The organism is Archangium sp. (genome assembly GCF_057119385.1).
In genome coordinates this window covers 60,685-84,011 of sequence record NZ_DBNGVP010000180.1, presented here as the reverse complement: position 1 = coordinate 84,011, position 23,327 = coordinate 60,685, and the positions used below count along the sequence as shown (strand labels likewise).

Sequence of the window (23,327 nt, the reverse complement as noted above, 5' to 3'; positions counted from 1 at the left end):
GCTTTCGTTGACCGGCCTGTCAAACGTCCCTTACAGTTTCCCTTTCGGCCCGGCCGCCGCCATCGTTGAAGGGCGGTGGCCGTGGGCCGCGGCGTTCACCTGTTGCCGTGGGAAGGAGTCGTGTCGATGAGTGGGAGCGGGAACATTCCGATGACCCCGTCGGGTCTGCGGAAGCTGAAGGCGGAGCTGAAGCACCTTCAGACCGTCGAGCGCGGGAAGATCTCCCGGGAGATCGAAGTGGCCCGTGCGCACGGGGACCTGCGGGAGAACGCCGAGTACCACGCGGCCAAGGAGAAGCAGTCCCACATCGAGGGGCGCATCCTGGACCTGAACGACTGGATCGCCCGGGCCGAGGTGATCGATCCGGCGAAGCTGGGCGGGGACAAGGTCGTGTTCGGTGCCACGGTGGATCTGCTGGACGTGGAGTCGGACAAGACGGTGACGTACCGGCTGGTGGGCGAGCTGGAGGCGGACCTGAAGAAGCGGTGGATCGCCGTGACGTCGCCGGTGGCGCGGGCGTTGATTGGCAAGAAGGTGGGCGACATCGCCACCGTGCAGAGCCCGGGTGGCACCCGCGAGTACGAGGTCCAGGAGGTCCGTTTCGAGGACCCGCAGGAGGACGCGCCGGCGGAGGGCTGAAGAACAGCTCGAGGCCAGGCGGGCGGGGGAGCGGGCGCGAGCTCGTTCCCCCGTGTCGTTCTGGTGGGCGGAGAGAAGGCCGCGTCTTAGGATGAAACGCTCGGATCCTGACTGTGAACCATCCGCTGACCAGCCTCGTTGGACCATTGCGTTATGCGTGCCGGAGTGACTTCGCCCATCTGTCGACGGTGAAGGACTTGCGGGGTCTCCTGGAGCGCGCGCTCGCGGGGGCGACGGGGGTGGACGGGGAGGCGCTGAAGCAGTTGAGGGCGGCGTTGCCGCACGTGGACCATCCGGCGCCGGAGCGGCGCAAGGAGGCGTTGAGGAGGGTCCTGGCGGGGCTGAAGCTGAGCGGGGTGCAGTTGCCCGACGAGCTGGCCCAGGTCGCGAGCGCCGCGCCCCCCCTGGCCGCCAGTGCCCCCCCATCCCCCGCCGTGCCCAAATCCCCCGCCGTGCCCAATACCCCTCGCCCTCCGGGAGAGGGACGGGGTGAGGGTATCGAGTCCCCCAGGTTGAGCCGCACCCCTCTCCCTCTGGGAGAGGGACGGGGTGAGGGTCGTCAGGACCTGGTCCCCGAGTGGAAATCGAGAACCCCGGCGCCGCCGCCCCCGGGAACGCGGAGCGCGGCCCCGGCGAGACCCACGGCCCCCATCCTCGCGCGCACCCCCACGAAACCCGTGCCCCCCGCGCCACCCGATGCGCCGGCCCCCGAGGAGAAACCCGCCGCGAAGCGCAAGAAGAAGAAGGTGGCGAAGGGGCAGGAGGAGTCGCGGGCGGAGGCGAAGCTGCTGTCGATCGCACCGCGCTCGGGGCCGTTGGCGATTCCGCTGAAGACGATGGGCAAGCGGTTGGGCCCGAGGCTGTTGGCGGCGCTGAACAAGAAGGGGCTGAAGCGGGTGGGGGACATCCTCTTCCTGCTGCCGCGCTGCTACGAGGATCGGCGCAGGCTGCAGACGATCGCCGAGCTGATGCCGGGCGAGCGTGGGGTGACGGTGGGCGTGGTGAAGATGGCGGACTTCGTGCCGAGCCGGACGGGCAAGCGCTACTTCCGGGCGGTGGTGGCGGACCGCTCGGGGAGCATCGCGGCGACGTACTTCAACGCGGGCCCGTGGCTGAAGGCGCGCTTCCCGGTGGGCAAGCGGCTGGTGCTGTCCGGCGAGGTGCGCGCGTCGCTGTCGGGGCGCGAGATGGCGCACCCGGAGATCGAGCCGGCGGAGGACCTCGAGGTGTCCTCGGTGCACTTCAACCGCATCGTCCCGGTGTACCCGGGCTTCGAGCGGGGGGACCAGCGGATGTTCCGGGAGCTGGCCTCGGTGGTGAGCGAGTCCTACGCGCAGCACGTGGAGGAGCCGCTGCCGGAGGGCCTGCGCCGGAAGCTGGAGTTGATGACGCTGACGGAGGCGCTCAAGTCCATCCACTTCCCGGCGGGGGACGCGGATCCGGAGATGCTGGACCGGCACCTGAGCCCGGCGCACCGGCGGCTGGCGTTCGACGAGCTCTTCTTCCTGCAGCTGGGCATGGGGCTGAAGCGGCAGGGGGTGAAGACGGAGAAGGGCATCACCTTCGACGTGTCGGCGCCGCGGCTGGAGAAGGCGCGCGGGGCGCTGCCCTTCCAGCTCACGGGGGCGCAGAAGAAGGTCATCGAGGAGATCTCCCAGGACATGGGCGCGGCCGAGCCGATGAACCGGCTGGTGCAGGGCGACGTGGGCTCGGGGAAGACGGCGGTGGCGGTGGTGGCGGCGCTGGTGGCGTTGCAGGACGGCTACCAGGTGGCGGTGATGGCGCCCACGGAGATCCTCGCCGAGCAGCACGAGCGCACGTTCCGCAAGCTGCTGGAGCCGCTGGGCTACAAGGTGGGGCTGTTGAGCGCGGCGGGGACGGCGAAGCGCAAGCGCGAGGTACGCGAGGCGGTGGCGCGAGGGGAGATCCACCTGGCGGTGGGCACGCACGCGCTCATCCAGCAGGACGTGGGCTTCCAGAAGCTGGGCTTCGTGGTCATCGACGAGCAGCACCGCTTCGGCGTGTTGCAGCGGCACACGCTGATGAGCAAGGGCGTGTCGCCGGACGTGCTGGTGATGACGGCCACGCCCATTCCGCGCACGCTGGCGATGACGCTGTACGGGGACCTGGACGTGTCCGTCATCGACGAGCTGCCGCCGGGGCGCACGCCGGTGAAGACGCGTGTCTTCAACGACAAGCAGCGGGCGCGGGTGTACGAGGCGGTGGCGTCCGAGGTGCAGAAGGGCCACCAGGCCTACGTGGTGTACCCGCTGGTGGAGGAGTCGGAGAAGTTGGATCTGGAGGACGCCACGCGCGGAGCGGACAAGCTGCGCCAGGTGTTCCCCGGCGTGGAGGTGGGGCTGCTCCACGGGCGGATGAAGCCCGAGGAGAAGGACCTCGTCATGGACGCCTTCCGGGCCGGCACCCTCCAGATTCTCGTGTGCACCACGGTGGTGGAGGTGGGCGTGGACGTGCCCAACGCCTCGGTGATGGTCATCGAGTCCGCGGAGCGCTTCGGCCTGTCGCAGCTGCACCAGTTGCGCGGCCGGGTGGGGCGCGGGGCGGCGGTGAGCTACTGCTACCTGGTGGCCAACCTCGCGCGCTCCTCCATGGACTCCTCGGAGCGGCTGGGCGTGATGGAGCACAGCAGTGACGGCTTCGTCATCGCGCAGAAGGATCTGGAGATCCGCGGCCCGGGCGAGTTCCTCGGCACGCGGCAGAGCGGCCTGCCGGAGCTGGCGGTGGCCAACCTCGCGCGAGATGGAGATCTGCTGTCGCTGGCGCAGCAGGAGGCGCGGCGCATCCTCGCGAGGGATCCGAAGCTCGCCGCCCCCGAGCACCAGGCGCTGGTGAAGGCGCTCGAGGAGCGCTGGGAGGGGCGGCTGTCCCTCGCCCGCGTGGGCTGAGCGGGAGGCCGGAAAAGAAGAGGGGTGGCCCGGAGGCCACCCCTCGTTCAACAGGGCCTGGGGCCCGCGGTCACACTACCCGCGGCCGAAGGAGCGGCGGCGCGAGAAGAGCAGGCCGGCGCCGAGCAGCAGCATCGACACCAGGGAGCTCTGGCCGGAGCCGCCCGTGCTGGAGCAGCCCATGCCTCCCTGCGCCTTCGGCACGTCCACCGTCACCTGGTTCGTGGCGGACGCCTTGCCATCGGACACCGTCAGCTCGAAGACGAGCGTGGCGCCATCCTTGGACTTCGGGGACACGAAGCTGGTGACCGCGCCATCCGCCGGGGTGAGCGTGACGGACGGGCCGGACACCTGCGTCCACTGGTAGGTGAGCGTCTGGCCGTCCGGATCCGTGGAGCCGGTGCCGTCCAGCGTGATGCTGTCACCCGCCACGCTGCCGCCGGCGATCTTCCGGGCCAGCGCCGTGGGCGCGCGGTTGACGTCCGTCACCAGCAGGTTGACGGTGACGGCCTCGCTCTCGGCCCCATCCGAGTCCTTCACCATCAGGCGGAAGGTCATCAGGGTGTCACCCAGCACCTCGGGCGTGGTGAAGCTCAGCTTCGCGGTGTCGTCACCCGACAGCTCCACCACCGGGCCACCCGTCTGCTCCCACTGGTAGCTCAGCGTGTCCTCGTCGGCGTCCGTGCCCTCGGCGTCGAGCGTGAGGTGGGTCCGCTCCTCCACCATCTTGTCGTTGGGGCCCTTCACCACCGGCTGACGGTTGGACTTGTGGATGACCACCGTGACGGTGTCCTCACCCACCAGCGCGTTGGTCTGGGCCAGCAGGAGGAACACCAGCTCCGTGTCCTCCTTCACGTCCGGGGCGGTGAAGGTCGTCGTGAGCGCGCCGTCATCCTTCAGCGTCACGTCCGGGCCACTGAGCTGCAGCCAGAGCGAGCCGAGCACCGGGTCCCCGTCCGGATCCATCACCGAGCCCGAGAGCGTGACGACGCCGCGGGCGGGAGCGCGGAAGTCAGCACCCGCGTCCACCACGGGATCGTGATCCGTGAGCACATAGACGGTGGTGTTGACCGGGGCGCTGTTCTCCTTGCCGTCGTTGACCACGAGCTGGAAGACGAAGGTCTCGTTGTTGGCCACGCGGGGCGTGAAGGTGGGCCGGGCCGTGTTGGCGCCCGTGAGCGTCACGGCGGGGCCCGACAGCTGGGTCCACGTGTAGGTGAGGGCGTCACCATCCGGGTCGAAGCTGCCGCTGCCATCGAGCTTCACCGTCGTGTACACCTTGTCACCCGTGCCCGGGTTCACGGTGAAGTTGGCCACCGTCTGCGGACCCTTGCCCGTGTTGGCCACCGGGCGGCGGTTGCACGCGGGGGCCGAGGGGTCGCCCGCGGGGCCCTCGAAGGCCTCGCGCACCGGGCCGCCGAAGGGCAGCTGCCGGGGATCGATGCCCACGAACCGCAGGTCATCCACGTCCAGGCCGTGCGCGCCCACGCCCGCATCGGAGCCGATCCGGAAGCGGAACTGCACGCGCTTGCCCGCCAGCTGACGGCCGAAGTCCAGCTCCGCCTCATCGAACGCGGGGAAGGCCGCGCTCAGGCCGGTGTAGCCGGGCTGGCCGTAGAGCGGGTTGCCATCATTGTCGATGAAGTCGGTGTAGCCCGGGTCCACGTCGAGATCGAAGACGTTGTGCCACTCGATGCCGTCGGTGGTGAACTCCACCACGGCGCCGTCGTACCAGGGGGCGCCACCGCCGTTGTCGGTCTCGAAGGAGTGGCGGTACTTGAAGCGGAAGATGAAGTCCGCGTCGGCGCTCGCCTGCACCCACGGAGAGGTGAGGGCGATGTCGGCGGTGAAGGGCAGGTCGCGGCCGTTCCAGTAGCGGTTGCCCTTCTCCTCCACGCGCTGCCAGGGCTGCGTGGGGCCGGAGCCGGGGACGGACGAGGTCCACGCCGTCGTCACGTCCTCCACCGTGTCCAGGGCGCTGGTGCCCGCGGACTCGTCCGTGTTGACGAGGCCGTCGTAGCGCGCCGAGCGCAGCGGGTCGGGGAGCGAGGGCTCATCGAGCGCCAGGGTGATGCCCGCGCGGGGCTCGGTCCCGGTGGTGCTCACCAGCTGGAGCGGCAGCTTCCGGGTCGCCGTCTGTCCGGGCGCCAGGGCCGGGAAGGCGATCTTGTTGTCCGCGGGCAGCGCGAAGGTGGCCGTGGAGCCCGTCGTGGCGAGCGTGGCGGTGAAGGCGCTGGTGTTGTCCGCGCCCACGTTGCGCAGGGTGACGGTGAGGTAGCCCGTCTCGCCCACGTCCAGCACGCCGTCCTGATCACACCCGCTGATGGTGTCGTCCAGCTTGATGCTCACCACCTCCAGGTTGTTGCCCGTCTGGTAGCTCTCCACCACGCCGATGAAGTCCTGGGAGTCGCGGTCCGGCGCCTTGGCGCCGAAGCCCATGCCGCGCCGGGCGAAGGCATTCACGAAGCGCGTGTAGTCCGCGGGATCCGACGCCTTGGCCACCGACAGGAGCGCGTCACGCGCCTCGATGTAGGTGGGGTTCGACGGGGTGGCCTTGTAGGCGGCCACCAGGTACCGCTTCATCCGGTCCTCCGCGTCCGCGAAGGAGTAGGCGTTGAGCAGCGAGGTGTAGCATTCCCACAGCATGGTGGCCCACACCTCGCCACCGTTGTGGACCTCGGAGTTGGCCCGGCCGTCATGGCCGAAGGCCAGCGCGTTCGTCTCCGGCAGCGGGTTGCCGTTGGCGATGTGCTTGAAGGTGAGGGCGTTCTTGTCGAACGAGGTGGAGTACGGGATGCGGCGGATGCCGTAGTAGGCACCGGGCACGCCAGGGCCGCTGGTGACGTAGGCGGACACCGTGTAGACGCCCTGGAAGAGGTTGTTGCCCGGGACCTCCCGGTCCGACTCACGCACCTGCATCATCAGGGCGTGGAAGTCGCCCCAGCCCTCGCCCATGGCGCCGCCCTGGTAGTTGCCCAGGCCGTTGGCGTCGCCGATGAGGCGGTTGCTGATGTAGTGACCCCACTCGTGGGCGATGATGGCGCTGTCCAGCGTGCCGTCGCGGGCCGCGCCGGGCTTGAACTTCACCATGCGCACGTTGACGGGGCCCGTCTCGAGCGCCTTCTTGATGGCGATGCCATTGGCCTGCAGCACGGCCACCACCGGGACGGTGATGCTGGCGTCATCGCCCACGGGGGTGATGCCGCCGGACGTGTTGTTGGCGAGGATCACACCGGCGGCGCCCGCGTTCTGCGCGTTCTTGGCCTTGATGGTGAAGGCGCAGGTGCCGCGGTCCATCAGGGCGATCTTGCCGGCGATCTCCGCCGCGTTGCTGAAGGCGGCCGTGCTGCAGCCGTCGGTCGCGGTCCCGTGGCGCGCCACCACCACGTCCTTGGTGATGTCATACTCCTGGGCGCCGAACTGGGCGGCCGAGGGCGTGACCTTCAGGTCCGTGGGCGTGTTGACGTCCAGGCTGAAGCGCGAGACCGGGTTGAACACGTACATCTGCATCCGCGGCGGAGCGCCGTCCGCGGGAGTGGACATGTTCGCGTTGTCGGTGCCGCCGTAGTCCTGCGCCTCGGCGCGCATCCGGTCACCCTCGACACCGCCGCGGCCGAAGTTGTAGGCCTGCGCGTTGCCGGCGGCCTCGTCGAAGCCGGCGTTGTAGAACGAGTCGTGCAGCCAGTTGGTGACGTAGAAGAGGTTCGTCACCGCCGCCTGGCGCTGGGTGGCGTTGAAGCCGGGCGCCTTGGTCAGATCGTAGAGGTAGTCGAAGCCGGGATCGGACGCCTCGCCCGTGAGGGCCGCGCGCACGTCCTGGCCACCGGGCTGGAAGCCGTCCGGCGCGGCCAGATCGGCGTAGGCATCCACGTTGTTGCCCTCCGTCTCGGTGGCCCCCGCGGGGAGCCACGGCTCATTGCCGGGCAGGCTGGAGAGCGTGATGGTGTTGGGCGGCACGTCCAGCGGCACGTCCACGCCATCCGGAACGCCAGGCGTGTAGGGCGTGGTGTTGGTGCCGTGCGGGCCGTCATACGGGGTATAGGGCGCCGTCGCGTCCGCCCACACCTTGTAGCGGTAGCTGGCGGGGGCGGCGTGCGCGGACAGGTTGTTGCGCATCAGCAGCGCGCCATCCACCGCCGACACCACGAAGGAGTGGTAGTCCGAGGCCGTGGTGTTGCGCACGCCGCTGTTCACCTCCACGTACCAGGCCGGCACCAGGCCGTCCGGCATCGTGAAGTAGACCTGCCTGGCGCGGGCGGGCACCACCAGGGGGTGGGTGAGGACGGAGGCGGAGCTCGAGTCCAGCTCGTAGTGCGAGTAGGGCCCGTTCGCCTTGCCGGTGGCCACGAAGCCGCGCGCCGGCATGGAGATGCCCGTCTGATCCTGGAAGGCGATGGCGATGGCCTGCTCGGCGGAGAGCTTGAAGGAGCTGGCCGCGCCGAGGCTCGCCTTGCGCGCCGACTGCGCGGGCGCCAGGTAGCCGGAGACGGCCACCAGGTCGAGGTTCTGGTCCATGACGACCTTCACCTCGTTGCGGAACACCTCGATGCCATCCACCTGCTGGGCGAAGCGGGCGATGACGGGGCCCTTGCCGCTCTGGTGCACCGACTTCAGCACCGCGGAGGACACGTCCTCGGAGCCCAGGCGGTACAGGTCCGCCACCGACTGCAGGTGCGCGCGCGCGGCCTGGTCCGGCTTGCGGGCCCCCAGCGCCTTGCTCATGCTCGTCGTGGAGCTGGAGCCCTCACGCGTGTTCCACACGAAGCTCGGGACTCCGAGCCGATCCTCCATCTGCGACACGCGCAGGCCGCGCGTCCGGAGGGCGTCGTCCTTGGCGGCGAGACCCTTCTCCTCCTGGCGAGCCAGGAAGGCGTCGTAATTACCTCGAGTCGCGGCCAGGGCACTTCCGCTCGCGAGGGGCGTGAGCAACAAGCCGGCCCACAACGTCTGCCTCAAACGCATGCAGCCTCCGTCTTGGAATTGGGGGGTTCCCGGTCTCCACATCCCCCGCTGAACGAGCCAGGGTCCGGGGGATCGAATGATAGTTTGAACTCAGACAGCCTGTCCAAGCACCCCCAGCGCTCGCCGGCTCGTCTTCCGCAGAGCGAGCAACTGAGCGCGGCTCTCAATTTCGGGCAAAGCGATTGATCAGATTGGCGAGCGCCATCACCAGTTCGATCGGATCCACCGGCTTGGGCACGTAGACGTGGAAGCCCGCGCTCAAGGCGCGCGTGCGATCCTCCAAGCGCGTATAGGCGGTGAGCGCGGCGGCGGGCACCTGGCCTCCCCGCGCGGGAGGCAGGGCGCGCACCTGGCGGATGAAGGTGTAGCCATCCGCGTCCGGCATGCCGATGTCCGAGACGAGCAGATCCGGTGGGGCGCGCTGGAGCTGCTCGAGCGCCTCGGCCGCGCTGGAGGCGGATGACACCACCGCGCCGCGCTCCTCCAGCAGGGCCCGCAGCAACTCGCGGGTGCCCTGCTCGTCATCCACCACCAGCACGCGCACGCCGGAGAGATCCGGCAGGTACGCGGCCAGCGAGGGATCCGGGAGCATCGACGAGATGCCCGGGGACGCGCCCTCCGGTGGGCGCGCCGCGATCAGGGGCAGGCGCATCGTGAAGGTGGAGCCGCGGCCCTCGCCCTCGCTGTGGGCCTGGACGGTGCCTCCGTGCAGCTCCACCAGGTGGCGCACGATGGCCAGTCCCAGCCCCAGGCCTCCGTAGCGGCGGGTGGAGCTGCCATCGCCCTGCCGGAAGCGCTCGAAGACATGGGGCAGGAAGGCGGGATCGATTCCCTTGCCCGAGTCCGTCACCTGCAGCTCCACGTGGCCCTCCACGCACCGCAGCCGGGCCGTCACCTGGCCTCCATCGGGCGTGAACTTGATGGCGTTGGTGAGCAGGTTCCACGCCACCTGTTGCAACCGCTGGGCATCTCCCTGGACGGAGCCCACGCCGGCCTCCAGCTGGGGCTCGAGCTGGACGTTCCGGGCGGCCGCCGCCGGGCGTACCGCGTCCAGCGCCGCCTCCACCACGGGCGCCAGCTTCACCGGTTGCATGTCCAGACGCATCCTCCCGGCGACGATGCGCGAGATGTCCAGCAGATCATCGACGATCTGCGCCTGGGCCCTGGCGCTGCGCTCCACCGTCTCCAGGGCGCGCGTCTGCTTCTCCGGGGTGAGCGTGCTGGTGCGCAGGATGCTGGTCCAGCCGAGGATGGCCGTGAGCGGGGTGCGCAGCTCGTGCGAGACGGTGGCGAGGAACTCGTCCTTGGCGCGGTTGGCCTCCTCGGCCCGGTCCCGCTCCTGGCGCGCCAGCTCGAAGAGGCGCGCGTGCTCCACGGTGATGGCGGCCCGGTGCGCCAGCTCCTCGCAGAGGCGCACGTCGTCGGCGTCGTAGGCGCGGTACTCGTCGCCCGTGGCGAGCACGAGGACTCCGGGCTTCTGCCCGTCCAGGACGATGGGCACCGCCAGCCCCCTCATCCCCACGAAGGCGCGCCGCAGCTCCCGGAGCGCCTCGTCCGGCTCCGGGGCGAGCGCCTCCTCGGTGAGCACGGGGAGGGGCTCGGGCCGGCCGCCCTCCAGCACCGCGGTGGGCAGCGGGTACGGACCCTCCCACTGCTTGCCCGCCTTGCGCAGCCGCAGGGCGCGGACGGGATCCACGTCGGTGAAGGCCACCCGCTCCAGCGGACCCTTGCCCTGGCGCAGGTAGATGCCACACCACCCGGCGAAGCGCGGCACCAGGCTCCGGGTGAGGCGCTCCAACGCCTGGCGCAGCTCCAACGTGGAGGAGAGCGCGGCACTCGCCTCGGAGATGAGCTCCAGCGAGCGGAAGCGCGCCTCGCTTCGGCTCAGGTCCTGCGCCAGGTGCTCCGCCCTCCAGCGCGAGCGCACGGCTTCCATGTGCTTGAGCGCCGTCACGTCCCGGAGCAACACGAGCAGCCCCTCGCTGGTGGGGAACACCCGGGCCTCCAACCAGGCCCCGAGCGACGCGAGGTGCTCCTCTACCGTGGTGGGCGTGCTCTCCGCGAGCGCGCGGTGGCAGGCCCGGTACAGCTCCGTCTCCTCCAACCCGGGCAGCTCCGCCCAGAGCCGGCGGCCGAGCAGCAGGTGCCGGGAGCGGCCCAGGATGCGCTCGGCGCTGGTGTTGACGTAGGTGGGCCGTCCCTGGACGTCGAGGGCGAGCACTCCGTCCGTGACGACCTCGAGCAGCTGCTCGAGTCGCGGCGGTGCCCGGCCGTGCGTGTCCGTCAGGGGAATCATGCGGGAGATCGTGACAGGTCGAACTCCCGCTTGCCCGCTCCCCCTCATGGCCGTCCCGGAGCAACGCCCGGCAGTGAACGAGGCAAGTGGCGATTCTCAGGTGGCGAGACCCCCAGCGTTGGGCGCCCCACACCCGGCGTTCAAGGGATGAGGCCCACCTGCCGCGGCAGGGAGGAGAGAGCATGGAAGGCCTGGTCGTGGCAGATGCGGCCGTCGCGGAACTCCCAGCGGTCCACGCCGGTGATGGGTGCTCGCGGACATGCGGGAAGGAGCCTGGGTTGTTAGATGGGGGCCCGAGCCTGTCCGTCCGCTGTTCACCCTGCCAAGGACTCGCCGGGTACAGCGGGGCTCCCGCTCCGGGGAGGGTGTGGCACAACGCCACAGTCCCGGAACGCCACGATCCCAGGGGGTCCCCAGGATTGTGGCGAGACGCTACAGTTCGAGTCCTGCTGGATTGTTGGAACCCAAGAGAAGGGCGGTTGGCATGTCCGTCGCAGTAGCTCCCCCCACCATGATCAATCGGGTGGAGACGTTGAAGCGGGACCACGGTCGGCTGCGCGTGCTCCTCGGTGTTTGCGAGAAGGCGAGCGCGTCGGAGCTGCCAGGCTTGTTGCGGCAACTCCATGACGTCTTCGTGCCCCACCAGCGGGCGAAGGAGCAGCTCTACGAGGTGGTGGTGGCGAGCTGCCAGGACTCGAAGGACGCGACCACGCTCACGCTGCTCAACATCTTCCGCACCAACCTGACGGTGATGTCCAGCGCGGTGCTCGGCTTCTTCTCCAACGTGGACACGAATCCGGAGCGGCTCCACCAGCGCTTCCGGACGGTGGCCGCCGCGCTGCGCTCGTTGATGGACACCGAGGAGAAGTCCGTCTTCCCGCTGTGCCTGCGTCAGCAGACCCGGATGCAGCAGCCCGCCCGGTCGCTGCGTATCCAGACCCTCTCCTCGCCACCCTGGCAGGCAGGTGGCCGATGAACTTCGTGCCTCCCAAGGACATGTCGGTGTTGGACGACGCCGAGCGGCTGGCGTCCTTCGATGCCCCATTGCTCGAGTCCACGCCGGACCCGGAGCTGCAGGCGCTCGTGACCGAGGCCACCACGTTGACGGGCTTTCCCATCGGGCTGGTGAGCCTGGTGGTGCGGAAGATCCAGTTCTTCCGGGCGCAGGTGGGGCTGCCGCCGGATCTCTCGGCGACGCTCGCCACGGATCGCTGCACGTCCTTCTGCCAGTTCGTGGTGGCCCGGGGTGACTGCTTGGAGATCGAGGACGCCGAGCGCGAGCCCGGTCTGCCCAGGGATCTGGTGGAGCGCTACGGCATCCGGGCCTACGTGGGCTTCCCGCTGGAGGTGCAGGGGCAGACGGTGGGCTCCTTCTGCGTCATCGACGCGAAGCCCGCGCGGCTGACGCCCGAGGTGCTGACGAAGCTGAGGGCACTGGCCCGGCGCGCCAGTGCCCGCCTGGAGGAGCTGGCCCGCCAGGTGCCGGCTCCGGCGTCCTCCTCCGAGGCCGAGGCGCAGGCCCGGAACGCGTGGCTGGCCGTCGCCGAGGCCCAGCCCTTGCTGAGCCTCAGCGAGCGTTACGCCGACGGGCAGATCTCGTTCGAGGAGTTCCAGCGCGGACTCGGAGCGCTGGCGGGGCTCTCGGGCTCGTCGGAGTGACCCTCCCCGTTCTCCGCCCGCGCTATGCTTCGGGCGGAGACCGAGGGGGCCATGACTCTTCCGAGAGAGCTGATCGAGGCGGTACGCAAACACCAGGTGGTTCCCTTCGTGGGAGCGGGTGTGAGCATGGGGGTGAAGCGGGAGCTGTTTCCCTCGTGGAAGCAGCTGCTCGAGGGGCTCGCGGAGAGGCTGGAGCAGGAGGCGCTGCCGGAGACGGTGGTCGCCGAGGTGCGGCGGCACATCGCCGGGGGCGACTTCCTCACGGCGGCGGAGATCGGCTTCAAGGAGATGGGGGCGTTCCGCTTCAACCGCTTCCTGCGCGAGCGGCTGCGGGTGCGCCGGCCGGCGGACGCGGAGCTCTCGGTGGTGCGGGCGCTCTGGAGCCTGCGGCCCGAGGTGATGCTCACGACGAACTACGACGACGTCCTGCTGTGGGGCCAGGAGGGCGCGGAGCCCCTCTCCAATGATCAGGACGACGAGCTGCACCTGATGGACGCGGAGGCCTCGCCGGACGCGCCGCGGCTCTGGTACCTGCACGGCACCATCCACCGGCTCTCGACACTCATCCTCGGTGGGGCGGACTACGCGCGGCTCTATGGAGATGGGACCCATCAGGACGGGCGCTACTCGCAGTACACGAACGCGCTGGTGCGGCTGCGCGAGTGGATCCGCGCCAGGCCCTTCCTCTACGTGGGCTTCAGCTTCAGCGATCCCTACGTGCTCAAGCAGATCGAGCACGTGCTGGGCATCACGAAGGGGCGGCACGTGCCGAGCTTCGCGCTGATGAAGAAGGGGAGCATCGAGCGCGGCGCGCTGTGGCCCCGCTACAACATCCAGCTCATCGAGTACGAGGATCACGGCCCGCCGCTGGCGGCCTGTCTGAACGCGCTGTCCCGAGCGGCCTTCGGTGAGCCCCCCGCGTCCCGCATGCCGCTGCCTCGCGGGCCAGGTCCCGCTGTCGAGCCCACGCGGGGAATACCCGCACCCGCGTCCGTTCCCACCAAGGTGGGGCCCGCGCCCTCGCCGGACGCGTTCCTGCTCGAGTCGTTTCTCTCCGGGCCGTCCCAGGTGCCTCCTCCGCAGGCGGCCCCCACCGCCCCGCCGCGGCCAGCTCCCGTCCCACGGAATCCACCACTCGTTCCCCGGGAGGCGTTGGAGCACGTGTACGCCCGCATCCTCTGGACCCAGCACCGGCTGGTGCTGTTCGCGCCCGAGGAAGGGGGGGCGGAGTCGATCGCGCGCCGCCTGGCGGAGCCGTACGGGAAGCGGGTCACCTGGCTGGAGCCGCCGAACGTGCCGGACTGCACGGAAGCCGATTACTGCCGCGCCCTCGCGGAAGACAAGAGCGTCACGAGCTTCGACGCCCTGATGGAGCACCTGCGCCAGCAGGCCGAGGGACTCGGGCGCGAGCACCTGTTCGTCCTGCGCTACGAGTGGGGGCCGTTGGGACACCTGGAAATGTTCGGCAAGCACCTGCGGCGGTTGCTGGAGGAGCCGTCGAAGGTGGAGCTCCACCTGCTGGTGGCGGGAGGAGGGGCACGGGGCGCGTGGTTGCAGCACAACGTGGCGAAGTCCTCCGTGTACAAGGACGCGCCGCGGCGCGAGGTGCCCGACTTCACGGTGGACGAGGTGTGCCAGCTGCTCGACGGAGCGGGTCTGGACGGGAAGCGGTGGGCCCGGGAGGTCCACGAGGCCACGGGCGGTCACCCGGGCCTGCTCGAGGAGGTCGTGGCCGGAGCGGGAGCGCTCGACCGGGAGTCGGTGACCCAGCGCCTGGCGAGAAGCCCGTGGGTGCGCGGCGTGCTCCAGGAGGTGCTGCGCGAGGACGAACGCAACGGCTACTCGGGGGCGCGGGGCTGCCGCTTCGTGCTGCACGAGCTGCTCGCGGGCCGGCCCGTGAACGCGCTCGAGCCGCTGGACAACCACATCGAGGAACCGGAGGTGCGGCTGTACTTCTCCGGGCTGGTGCGCGGTGACGAGGAAGGGAGGACCGTCCTGCGATGCCGGGCGGTGGAGCTCGCCGCGAGAGACCTCCTGGCGCGCAAGGACGCGCGGCCGTGAAGACGGGGCTGGTCCTCCCGGGAGGCACCGGCCCCGCGCGTCTCAACCGAGCAGCGAGGCCACGATGGCCGGCCAGTCGGTGGTGGGAGGCAGGCGGCCCTCGGCGTGCTCGGGGCGGCCACCTCCGCGGCCTCCGGCGGCCTCGGCGGCGCGCTTGAGGAAGGCCCCGCAGCCGAAGCTGGAGCCACTGCCCCGGGTGATGAGCACCGACAGGCCGTCGGGATTCCGGCCGGCGAGCAGCACCACGGCCTCGGGCCGGCTCGTCAGGCGGGCGGCGACGGAGCGCAGGTCCTCGGGCGTGGCACCCTCGAGCACCGCCACCACGGGCTTGCCGGGGGACTGCTCGGCCTGGGCGGCGAGCTCGGCGGCGGTGGACTCGGCGAGCTTCGCCCGGGCGGCGCCGAGCGCCTCGCGCACCTCGGTCAGGTCGCGCCGCAGCTTGTCCACGGAGGCGGGCACATCCAGCGGTCCGCACGAGAAGCTCTTGCCGAGCGCGCGCAGGGTGCCGGCCTCCTCCCACAGCCCGGTCCGGGCGCGGCGGCCCGCGGAGAAGAGGACGCGGCCCTTGCCCTTGTAGCGCTCCACGCCGAGCACCCGCACCAGGCCCACCTGCGCCGAGCGCGTGCAGTGCGTACCGCCGCAGGGCGACACGTCGAAGTCCCCCATCTGGATGACGCGGATGTTGTCGGTGACCTTGGGGGCGCGGCGCAGGGGGAGGGTGGCCAGCTCCTCGGGCGTGGGGAAGAAGGCGCGGATGACGATGTCGTCGTCGATGATGGAGTTGACCAGGTCCTCGGCCTCGGCGACGCGGCGCTCGTCGAGCACGTCCAGGTCCACGTCGATGGTGCACAGCGTCTCGCCCAGGCGCGAGGACACGGTGTGGGCGTTGGCCACGTCCACCAGCGCGCGCGAGAGCATGTGCTGGCCGGTGTGCAGCGCCATGTGCGTGCGGCGGCGGACCCGGTCGATCTCCCCGGCCAGCTCGGTGCCGACCTCGGGGAGCGTGGCGCCCTCGGACAGCTCCAGCATGTGGTGGACCACCCCCGCGTCATCCACCTGCACGTCGCGGATGGCCCGGCCGCCGAGCACCCCCCGGTCGGCCATCTGGCCACCGGCCTCGGGATAGAAGGCGCTGCGGTCGAGCACGACGGACGGGGCACCGTTCCACGTGCCATGCGCGAGCACGCGCCCGGTGAACCGGAAGAGGAAGGGATCGCTGTAGTAGAGGCGCTCGGTGGGGGTCATGGCTCCGGGAGGGATAACACGGAGGCGCGAGCCGGAGGACGAGGATGCTCGCCGGGCTGACGGCGGGCCCTGGGGACACCCGGACCGGGGGGGGGGCGGCCCGGGCCCTCTACTTGGGCCCGTAGCGCGTCTTGAGCTCGGCCATGGACAGGCCGCTCCAGCGGGAGAGCAGCTCCACGACGTCCCGGGCGTGCAGGAAGTGGAGCGTGTCTCCGGAGAACACGGAGAGGAAGACGCCGCCGCAGTGGGGCAGCTTGGCGCCGCTGGACTCGAGGTAGTCCACGAGCCGGGGCAGGGTGTAGTCGAGCAGGAAGGAGCGGACGTTGTCCGCGGGCAGCACGAGCTCGTAGCTGGTGGCGCCGGAGAGCTCATCTCCGGCGGCGTCGCGGATGCGGGCGATGGCCTGGTTGGCCTCCATGGCGGGGGCGCGGTCGAAGGCGAGGCGGAGCAATTCGTCGGCGGCGGCGTCCATGCGTGGGCTCTCCTGCCCGGATTCCCACCATGGCCCACCGGGAAGTGCAAGGGGAAGCCTCGGGCGAGTGTCGCCGGGACGGGGCGGGCGCCGTGAGTGTCCGCTCCGTTCCCGGGGAAGCGAGGCAGGGCCTGCGGGAGTGCCTCGATGTGGTTAGGCTGGTCCCATGGGAGACGTGGAACTCGCGGAGGCACTCCGGCGGCAGGGCATCTCCGACGCGCGGGTGCTCGAGGTGATTCGAGCACTGGACCGGGCGGCGTTCGTCCCCGAGTCGATGCGGGACGTGGCGGGACAGGACACGCCGCTGCCCATCGGCCATGGGCAGACCATCAGCCAGCCGTTCATCGTGGCCTTCATGACGGAGGCGTTGAACCTCCAACCCGGGGAGCGGGTGCTGGAGATTGGAACGGGCTCGGGCTACCAGACGGCCGTGCTCGCGCGGCTGGGGGCCGAGGTGTACACGGTGGAGAGCCTCCCGGACCTGGCGGGACCGGCCCGGGAGCGGCTGGAGCGGATGGGCCTCGGCGGCATCCACTTCCGGGTAGGCGATGGCACGGCTGGCTGGCCGGAGGACGCGCCATTCGACGCCATCATCGGCACGGCGGCCCCGGAGCGGCTGCCCCCGGCGCTCTACCAGCAGTTGCGGCCGGGCGGGCGGCTGGTGCTGCCGGTGGGCCCGAGGCAGGGCTCCCAGGAGCTGATCCGGGTGACGCGGCCGTTACGAGGGGAGGCCCCCCAGGTGGAGAAGCTGCTGGGCGTGCGCTTCGTGCCGATGACGAGCGCGCCGCCGCCGGACTTCGTGCATTGATTGCTCCATCCGCTGGGGACCGGCTAACCTCCTGGTCATGATCATCTGCCCCGTGTGCGAGCACCAGCAGGCTCAGGGCACCGAGTGTGAAGTCTGTGGGAAGAAGCTGTTCACGACCGCGCCGGTGGCGGTGCCGGTGACACGGCTGGCGGAGCTGGAGCAGACGCAGCTGGCGGGAGGGCGCGCCCCGGTGCAGACCGCGGCGATTCCCGACCTGGAGCTGACGGCCCAGCAGGCGGTGCCGGAGGTCGCCGTGCAGGCGGTGCCGGAGCTGGACACGGGCCGTTCCGCCGCGGCGGGCAACGTCGTGGTGGCGCCGGTCCAGGACATGGACACGGGCCGGGCGATGTCCGACGGACTGAAGACGGCGGCACCCACGGGCCCGGTCGTCTGCCGGTACTGCCGCAACGTGCAGGACATCGGGGCGGTGTGTGATCGCTGCGGCATGCGGCTGCCCAAGGCGCGCCTGGCGCCGGCCGAGGCGTCCGCGTCCGGCAAGCCGCCGCAGTCCGGGGAGCGGACGGCGTGTCCGAAGTGCCACACGCCGGGGTACGCGGGCCGGGCCTGTGTGACGTGCAGCACGATGATTCCAGCGGCGGAGTGAACACCATGGGAACGCCTGCCTTTCACGCCGAATACGCCTGCAGCGAGGGCTGTGGCTTCCGGGCCTCGTTGTTGGAGGTCGTCTACCGCTGCCCGAAGTGCGACGGGTTGCTGGAGGTGGCGCACGACGTGGAGGCGCTGCGCTCGGTGTCCGCGGAGGAGTGGAAGCGGCGCTTCGAGCAGCGTTTCGGGGCCTCGCGGCTGCCGTACGCCTCGGGGGTATGGGGCAAGCACGAGTGGGTGTATCCGCGGCTTCCGGCGGGGGACATCGTCTCGTTGGGAGAGGGGCGGGTGCCGCTCAAGGCGCTGCCGAGGATGGCGGCGGAGCTGGGGCTGGCGAGCCTGGATTTGAAGGAGTGCGGCGTCTCGCCGACGGGCAGCTTCAAGGACTGGGGGATGACGGTCCTGGTGTCCGCGGTGAAGCACATGCGGGCGAAGGGCGTGCCCATCCGGGCGGTGGCGTGCGCGTCGACGGGAGACACGTCGGCGGCGCTGTCGGCCTACTGCGCGGCGGCGGGGATTCCGTCGGTGGTGTTCCTGCCGAAGGACAAGGTGTCGCTGTCGCAGTTGGTGCAGCCGGTGGCGAACGGGGCGCGGGTGCTGTCGCTGGACACGGACTTCGACGGCTGCATGAAGCTGGTGCAGCAGGTGACGAAGGACTCGGGCCTGTACCTGGCCAACTCGATGAACTCGCTGCGCATCGAGGGGCAGAAGGTGGTGGCCATCGAGCTGTGCCAGGACCTGGAGTGGGATCCACCGGACTGGGTGGTGATTCCGGGTGGCAACCTGGGCAACGCGAGCGCGCTGGGCAAGGGCTTCGAGCTGATGCACGCGCTGGGGGTGATCTCCAAGCGTCCGCGGATCGCGGTGGGGCAGGCGCAGCGGGCCAATCCGCTGATGCGCTCCTTCCGTGGGGGCTTCGCGGAGCTGGTGCCGATGAAGGCGGAGAAGACGCTGGCGTCGGCGATCCAGATTGGCGCGCCGGTGTCGTTCCGTCGAGCGGTGAAGATGTTGAAGGCGTTCGACGGAGTGGTGGAGGAGGCGACGGAGTCGGAGCTGGCGAACGCGGCGGCGAGGGCGGACCGGGAGGGGACGTTCACGTGTCCGCACACGGGCGTGGCGCTGGCGGCGCTGGAGAAGCTGGTAGCGCAGGGAGTGATTGCGCGGGGAGCGCGGGTGGCGGTGGTGTCCACGGCGCACGGGCTGAAGTTCCCGGACTTCAAGGTGGGCTACCACCGGGGAGTGCTGGAGGATGTGAAGAGCCGCTACGCGAACCCGCCGGTGGACCTGCCCGCGAACCTGGACGCGGTGCGCGCGGCGCTGTCGGACCTGTAGCGCCCAGCTCCAATCACCCCCCATTTCCCCTCTCCCCCCGGGAGAGGGACGGGGTGAGGGTATCGAGCGCCCCGGGTTGCCCCCGTGAGGCCCGAGACCACGGGCAATGGATCTTCGACCGCGGCCCCGATGAACCTGACACGGATGTCGCGGCTTGGGAGTCAGCCCACCCGTCTTGCGCGTGTCACGCGTGCTTGGAACACGGCTTGCTCAGTCGGCCCCTCGCAAACACAAGAGGGGGGTCCGAATGGCAATGCTGACGAGACGCGGCGCGGGAGCACTGGGACTGATCGCGTGGATGGCCGTCGTGGCGGGGTGTGAAGAGCCGCGGGGTACGGGAAAGCACGGGGAGCTGTACCTCCACTCCTCCGAGGAGGTGGCCTCGGGCCTGTACACGACCGTGCGGCTCAACGACTTGCGGACGTGGCCGGAACACATCGATCCGATGGAGGCGGACCGGGTCGAGCGGTGGGACTTCAAGGGCACGACGCTCGAGGTCCAGGCCCCGCCGGGGTTCGACTTCGAGGTCTCCCGCGAGGAATCCCCGGCCCGCTACCTGCCAGGAGGCTACCGGCTGCGCACGCGCTGTGACGCGGAGCCGGGGCGCGCGCACGAGGTGCGGGTGCGGGTGATGGCCGGAAGCGAGGTCCGCTATGAGGATGCCTTCGAGCTCACCTGCCTTGAGCCCACCCGGCTCGAGTTGCTGGAACTGGAGCATCCGTACGCAGCGCCCGGTCAACCGGGGGTGGGGCGCTACTTCGTCGGAGGCGCGATCGAGGCGTCGATCGCCCTCTTCGCCGACACTCCGCGAGGCGAGGTGCGGGTGGGCGGTGAGGGACTCGTGCTCACCGACATCCGCGGCATCCTGCGGATGGGAGAGCCCGAGCGCCATCCCCGGCGGAATTCGGGGCAGATCCTCGAGGTCGTCGCCCCTGGCACGGGGCCGGAGCTCTCCTACCGTGGGGCCTCCCTGCGGCTGCCCATGGAGGCGGTGCTCGACGAGGGCTGGAGCCTGGAGCTGGGCACCTGGCAGGGGCCGCCGGGCCTGGACTACGCGGAGCGGACGCTCGATGCGTGGGCGCGCGGCTCGGATGGCTCCGAGTTGCACGGGTTGCAGCGTTGCGTCTGGACGGACGCGGTGGCCGGGACCTTGATGCAGGACGACGGTTGCCGCCTGCACCTCTGGGGGCCGCCTGCCGTCTCGGGGGTGTGCGTCACGGCGTATGGACGCACCACTTGCGGACCTTGAGATTCGAGAAGGTGGAGCTGCCCGCGAATCTGGATGCGATGCGGGCGGCCCCACCTATAGTGCCCCACTTCACTCGCAGTCTCTCCAGGAGAGCGCATGAAGAAGTGGGTTGCCTGTATGGCCCTCGCTGTTTGTGGATGTGGCGGTAACAACCTCGTCGGGACGTGGAAGGGCAGCGCATCCGGCTGGGATGTCACCGTGAACGTGAAGGAGCAGTATTCGAGCTCCATCGTGGCCGTGACCGGAGTGCTCAGCACCAACAAGGCCACCTGTTTCAACAATGGGACCCTCGCTGGAACGCTGGCCGAGACGAGCGTGGAGTTCGGTGGGTCCGGGTCGGGCTCGGAGAGCTCGAACACGATCATCCAGATCGACGGCGAGTACGACGGCGAGAAGATCACCGGTTACTTCGAGGCGGCCAGCTCCGCCACCGCGTGCAATGTGGCGCGGACCTCCATCACGCTGACGCGGCAGTAACCCGCGCACACATTCCCTCTCCCACCGGGAGAGGGACGGGGTGAGGGTGCCGGGTGCCCCGGGTTGCTCTCCGGGGCCTCAGTTCTCGAAGTACTCGGTGTTCGGCTGCGCGTTCAGATAGGGCCGCAGGGCGTCGGCGATGTCGTCGGGCAACCGCTCCAGCGCATTCTCGCGGAAGGCGGAGAAGTCGCCCGAGGCGAGCGCGTTCCCCAGCGAGGCCTCCGCGTTGTACGGGTCCGCGATGACGGTGTCGAACGCCGCGAGCGCGCCGCCGTGCTCCTGGAGGAACCGGAACGCCTCATCCCCGCTCAGACCGAACGCGGCGAGCGTCTCGAACATGGGGTTGGGGTTGCCGAACGGCACGTAGTCACCCAGGCCGCCGGAGAAGGCGAACAGCGGCGGATCCGTCTGGGTGAGCAGCTCGCGGATCTGCTCCGGCTCGAGCCCCAGCTCCTGCAGCCGCTCGCCGTAGCCCTCCTGGGTGTTCGCGACGAGCAGTTGCACCTCCGCGTCGGACAGGCCGAGCGTCTCGTGGAGTGGGTGCTCGCGGTACGACAGCCCCGCTGATCCGGTTACACCGATTTGTCGAATTATCGGATTCTCGAATCCTGTATTGTAGGTGTTGCTGCGCTGAGGGCCTACCCACTCCAGGAGCCCGGTGTGCGGAGTCGACGTGGCCCGCCGCTTCCGCTAGGTTGCCGCCCCCGTGAACGCAGAAACGCAGCAGAATCTCCACGAGCAGCTCGAGCGCCTCCAGGAGGCGCTGTCCACGCGCCAGAGCACGCTTCTGTTCGCCCACGCGGGCGTGTCCTTCGTGGTGTCCTTCATCCTCGGGGGCGCGACGGCGAAGCTCTTCTGGGACTCGACGAGGGCGCCGCACGTGGCGTGGCTGGGCCTGGCGGCGACGCTGGGGCTGGTCATCTACGGGGTGGTGCGCTACCGGCAGGGCCGCACGGTGCTGGCGGACGAGCTGGTGCGCTACGAGACGATGCTGGAGCTGCGCCACCGGCTGGGGCTGGACGATCCCAGGGCGTTGCTGCCCCGGTGAGTCCGGCACGCAAGCCCGCGCGCGGCGGGCGTCTGATCGTCCTCGAGGGCCTGGACGGGGCCGGCACCACCACGCAGGTGGAGCGGCTGGCGTCGGCGCTGCGGGCCGAGGGCCAGTCCGTGCTCACCACGCGCGAGCCCTCGGACGGGCCGGTGGGCGTGCTCATCCGTCAGGCGCTGACGGGGCGGCTGGTGCTGCCCGGAGGCGCGGGGCCGCTGGCGCCCGAGACACTGGCGCTGCTGTACGCGGCGGACCGGACGGATCACCTGCGCGCGAAGGTGCTGCCGGCGCTGGAGGCGGGGCAGGTGGTGCTGAGTGATCGCTCGGTGCTGTCGTCGCTGGCGTACCAGGGGGCGTCGCTGCCCATGGAGTGGGTGGAGTCCATCAACGCGCACGCGGTGCCGGCGGACCTGACGCTCTTCGTCGGGGTGTCCATCGAGGTGGCGGCGCGGCGGCGGGCGGCGCGGGGCGGGCCGGAGGAGCTCTTCGACGCGGAGGAGAAGCAGCGCCGCATCTCCAAGCAGTACGAGGCGGCCATCAAACTGAGGGGCAAGCGCGAGCACGTGGTGCGCATCGACGGGGACCAGACGGTGGAGGCGGTGACGGCCGATTGTCTGGCCCAGGTGCGCAAACTGCTCGGACGCAAGCCCACGCGAGCGGCGGTACGGTAGAGTCCCGGCCGCATGGATCCCACCGGCGCGGCGGCGGTCATCATCGGCAACGAGGTCCTCACGGCGAAGGTGGTGGATGCCAACGGCCCCCACCTCATCAAGCGTCTGCGGGAGGTGGGCATTCCCCTGCGCACGCTGGAGATCGTCCCGGACGAGGTGGACATCATCGTGGAGGCGGTGGCGCGGGCGCGGCTGCGCGCGAAGTACGTCTTCACCAGTGGCGGCATCGGCCCCACGCACGACGACGTGACGGTGCGGGCGGTGGCGCTGGCCATGGGGCGCAAGGTGGTGCGGCTGCCGGAGATGGTGGCGCTCATCCGCGAGAAGGCGGTGGACGAGCCGACGGCCGAGGCGATGCGGCTGGCGGACGCTCCCGAGGGCGCGGTGCTGCTCGCCCAGCCGGGCAGCTGGTACCCGGTGCTGACGGTGGGGGACGTGTTCATGCTGCCCGGAGTGCCGCAGCTCTTCCGCACGCAGCTGGAGGCGGTGCTGGCACAGCTGCGCGGGACGCCCATGCACCTGCGCGTGCTGTACCTCAACCTGGGGGAGAGCGCGGTGGCGGCGGTGTTGGACCGGGTGGCGCTGGACATGCCGCACGTGGCCATCGGCTCCTACCCGATGTTCGATCGCTCGCTGGACTACGTGGTGAAGGTGACGGTGGAGAGCGTGGAGCCGGACGCCGTGGAGCTGGCCCTGACCCGGCTGCGGACCGGGCTGCCCGCGGGCTCGGTGGTCCGGACGGAGTAGTGTGGGGTGGAGGACATCTCCCCGCGTGTGTGAACCCCCTCACAGACAGGGGAGCCACGGGCGCGCACTCTGAGCCTCGACACGCTCCACCGCCCGGACTCCGGGGGGAGCCAGGTCAGAGGGGGGAACGATGTCCGACACATTGCGTC

At 70.4% G+C, this 23,327-nt stretch carries 18 protein-coding genes; 13 read left to right on the top strand and 5 right to left on the bottom strand.

Annotation, left to right across the window (positions count from 1 at the left end; all coding sequences use genetic code 11):
• The first annotated feature begins 126 nt into the window (after positions 1 to 126).
• Positions 127 to 639 carry a transcription elongation factor GreA gene (greA, locus tag AC16DP_RS42285; RefSeq protein WP_329732181.1) on the top strand — a complete coding sequence of 171 codons (513 nt, stop codon included), beginning with the start codon at positions 127 to 129 and terminating at the stop codon, positions 637 to 639.
• Between the two features lie 113 nt (positions 640 to 752).
• Positions 753 to 3,545, top strand: coding sequence for an ATP-dependent DNA helicase RecG (gene recG / locus AC16DP_RS42280; RefSeq protein ID WP_329732182.1), 2,793 nt, complete (start codon positions 753 to 755; stop codon positions 3,543 to 3,545).
• A 75-nt stretch (positions 3,546 to 3,620) separates the two neighbouring features.
• Here recG and AC16DP_RS42275 read toward each other — a convergent pair whose 3' ends face one another.
• Positions 3,621 to 8,507 (bottom strand): myxosortase-dependent M36 family metallopeptidase, encoded by a 4,887-nt coding sequence (locus AC16DP_RS42275; RefSeq protein WP_329732183.1) that lies wholly within the window; start codon positions 8,505 to 8,507, stop codon positions 3,621 to 3,623.
• A 163-nt stretch (positions 8,508 to 8,670) separates the two neighbouring features.
• Positions 8,671 to 10,803: an ATP-binding protein gene (locus AC16DP_RS42270; protein WP_329732184.1), complete on the bottom strand. Its 2,133-nt coding sequence runs from the start codon at positions 10,801 to 10,803 to the stop codon at positions 8,671 to 8,673.
• A 484-nt stretch (positions 10,804 to 11,287) separates the two neighbouring features.
• On the opposite strand from AC16DP_RS42270, the gene AC16DP_RS42265 reads away from it, so the two are divergent.
• From AC16DP_RS42265 to AC16DP_RS42255, 3 genes are read left to right on the top strand one after another with little or no spacing between them, the layout of a single operon-like run.
• Positions 11,288 to 11,779, top strand: a complete 492-nt coding sequence (locus AC16DP_RS42265; protein ID WP_329732185.1) for a hemerythrin domain-containing protein — start codon at positions 11,288 to 11,290, stop codon at positions 11,777 to 11,779.
• The gene (locus AC16DP_RS42260) at positions 11,776 to 12,462 is read left to right on the top strand and encodes a GAF domain-containing protein (protein ID WP_329732186.1); all 687 of its coding nucleotides are present in this window, start codon (positions 11,776 to 11,778) and stop codon (positions 12,460 to 12,462) included. The genes AC16DP_RS42265 and AC16DP_RS42260 overlap by 4 nt, the downstream gene beginning before the upstream one ends.
• A 51-nt stretch (positions 12,463 to 12,513) precedes the next feature.
• Entirely contained in the window at positions 12,514 to 14,523 is a 2,010-nt protein-coding gene (locus AC16DP_RS42255; protein WP_329732187.1) for an SIR2 family protein, read from the top strand.
• A gap of 42 nt (positions 14,524 to 14,565) precedes the next feature.
• Here the strand turns inward: AC16DP_RS42255 and AC16DP_RS42250 are convergent, their stop codons facing one another.
• Both AC16DP_RS42250 and AC16DP_RS42245 read right to left on the bottom strand, forming a co-directional pair.
• Positions 14,566 to 15,768, bottom strand: a complete 1,203-nt coding sequence (locus AC16DP_RS42250) for an alanyl-tRNA editing protein (protein ID WP_329732188.1) — start codon at positions 15,766 to 15,768, stop codon at positions 14,566 to 14,568.
• Between the two features lie 109 nt (positions 15,769 to 15,877).
• Positions 15,878 to 16,240: an STAUR_1299 family protein gene (locus tag AC16DP_RS42245; protein WP_329732189.1), complete on the bottom strand. Its 363-nt coding sequence runs from the start codon at positions 16,238 to 16,240 to the stop codon at positions 15,878 to 15,880.
• Positions 16,241 to 16,406: 166 nt separating this feature from the next.
• On the opposite strand from AC16DP_RS42245, the gene AC16DP_RS42240 reads away from it, so the two are divergent.
• From AC16DP_RS42240 to AC16DP_RS42220, 5 genes are all read left to right on the top strand, one after another.
• Complete coding sequence (locus AC16DP_RS42240; protein WP_329732190.1) at positions 16,407 to 17,048, top strand: protein-L-isoaspartate(D-aspartate) O-methyltransferase; 642 nt, start codon at positions 16,407 to 16,409, stop codon at positions 17,046 to 17,048.
• A gap of 37 nt (positions 17,049 to 17,085) precedes the next feature.
• A complete protein-coding gene (locus AC16DP_RS42235) occupies positions 17,086 to 17,652 on the top strand; it encodes a hypothetical protein (protein WP_329732191.1) in 567 nt (188 codons plus the stop codon).
• 5 nt (positions 17,653 to 17,657) lie between these two features.
• Positions 17,658 to 18,986, top strand: a complete 1,329-nt coding sequence (thrC, locus tag AC16DP_RS42230) for a threonine synthase (protein ID WP_329732192.1) — start codon at positions 17,658 to 17,660, stop codon at positions 18,984 to 18,986.
• A gap of 247 nt (positions 18,987 to 19,233) precedes the next feature.
• Positions 19,234 to 20,235 (top strand): hypothetical protein, encoded by a 1,002-nt coding sequence (locus AC16DP_RS42225; RefSeq protein WP_329732193.1) that lies wholly within the window; start codon positions 19,234 to 19,236, stop codon positions 20,233 to 20,235.
• 96 nt (positions 20,236 to 20,331) lie between these two features.
• Positions 20,332 to 20,712, top strand: a complete 381-nt coding sequence (locus AC16DP_RS42220; protein ID WP_329732194.1) for a hypothetical protein — start codon at positions 20,332 to 20,334, stop codon at positions 20,710 to 20,712.
• A gap of 78 nt (positions 20,713 to 20,790) precedes the next feature.
• Here the strand turns inward: AC16DP_RS42220 and AC16DP_RS42215 are convergent, their stop codons facing one another.
• Positions 20,791 to 21,216, bottom strand: coding sequence for a hypothetical protein (locus AC16DP_RS42215; protein WP_329732195.1), 426 nt, complete (start codon positions 21,214 to 21,216; stop codon positions 20,791 to 20,793).
• Between the two features lie 202 nt (positions 21,217 to 21,418).
• On the opposite strand from AC16DP_RS42215, the gene AC16DP_RS42210 reads away from it, so the two are divergent.
• Genes AC16DP_RS42210 through AC16DP_RS42200 form a run of 3 tightly spaced genes read left to right on the top strand, consistent with a single transcriptional unit; the run spans position 21,419 to position 23,178 of the window.
• A complete protein-coding gene (locus tag AC16DP_RS42210; protein ID WP_329732196.1) occupies positions 21,419 to 21,760 on the top strand; it encodes a hypothetical protein in 342 nt (113 codons plus the stop codon).
• Positions 21,757 to 22,431 carry a dTMP kinase gene (gene tmk / locus AC16DP_RS42205; protein WP_329732197.1) on the top strand — a complete coding sequence of 225 codons (675 nt, stop codon included), beginning with the start codon at positions 21,757 to 21,759 and terminating at the stop codon, positions 22,429 to 22,431. The genes AC16DP_RS42210 and tmk overlap by 4 nt, the downstream gene beginning before the upstream one ends.
• Before the next feature lie 12 nt (positions 22,432 to 22,443).
• The gene (locus AC16DP_RS42200) at positions 22,444 to 23,178 is read left to right on the top strand and encodes a competence/damage-inducible protein A (protein WP_329732198.1); all 735 of its coding nucleotides are present in this window, start codon (positions 22,444 to 22,446) and stop codon (positions 23,176 to 23,178) included.
• The last annotated feature ends 149 nt before the right edge of the window (positions 23,179 to 23,327 follow it).

What these genes read in the sequence shown, in the direction of transcription:
- thrC (WP_329732192.1), top strand. Translation starts at nt 17,658, where the DNA reads ATGGGAACGCCTGCCTTTCACGCCGAATACGCCTGCAGCGAGGGCTGT.
- AC16DP_RS42265 (WP_329732185.1), top strand. Translation starts at nt 11,288, where the DNA reads ATGTCCGTCGCAGTAGCTCCCCCCACCATGATCAATCGGGTGGAGACG.
- AC16DP_RS42270 (WP_329732184.1), bottom strand. Translation starts at nt 10,803, where the DNA reads ATGATTCCCCTGACGGACACGCACGGCCGGGCACCGCCGCGACTCGAG.
- AC16DP_RS42250 (WP_329732188.1), bottom strand. Translation starts at nt 15,768, where the DNA reads ATGACCCCCACCGAGCGCCTCTACTACAGCGATCCCTTCCTCTTCCGG.
- AC16DP_RS42225 (WP_329732193.1), top strand. Translation starts at nt 19,234, where the DNA reads ATGGCAATGCTGACGAGACGCGGCGCGGGAGCACTGGGACTGATCGCG.
- AC16DP_RS42245 (WP_329732189.1), bottom strand. Translation starts at nt 16,240, where the DNA reads ATGGACGCCGCCGCCGACGAATTGCTCCGCCTCGCCTTCGACCGCGCC.
- AC16DP_RS42275 (WP_329732183.1), bottom strand. Translation starts at nt 8,507, where the DNA reads ATGCGTTTGAGGCAGACGTTGTGGGCCGGCTTGTTGCTCACGCCCCTC.
- AC16DP_RS42235 (WP_329732191.1), top strand. Translation starts at nt 17,086, where the DNA reads ATGATCATCTGCCCCGTGTGCGAGCACCAGCAGGCTCAGGGCACCGAG.
- AC16DP_RS42220 (WP_329732194.1), top strand. Translation starts at nt 20,332, where the DNA reads ATGAAGAAGTGGGTTGCCTGTATGGCCCTCGCTGTTTGTGGATGTGGC.
- AC16DP_RS42260 (WP_329732186.1), top strand. Translation starts at nt 11,776, where the DNA reads ATGAACTTCGTGCCTCCCAAGGACATGTCGGTGTTGGACGACGCCGAG.
- greA (WP_329732181.1), top strand. Translation starts at nt 127, where the DNA reads ATGAGTGGGAGCGGGAACATTCCGATGACCCCGTCGGGTCTGCGGAAG.
- AC16DP_RS42255 (WP_329732187.1), top strand. Translation starts at nt 12,514, where the DNA reads ATGACTCTTCCGAGAGAGCTGATCGAGGCGGTACGCAAACACCAGGTG.
- AC16DP_RS42240 (WP_329732190.1), top strand. Translation starts at nt 16,407, where the DNA reads ATGGGAGACGTGGAACTCGCGGAGGCACTCCGGCGGCAGGGCATCTCC.
- AC16DP_RS42200 (WP_329732198.1), top strand. Translation starts at nt 22,444, where the DNA reads ATGGATCCCACCGGCGCGGCGGCGGTCATCATCGGCAACGAGGTCCTC.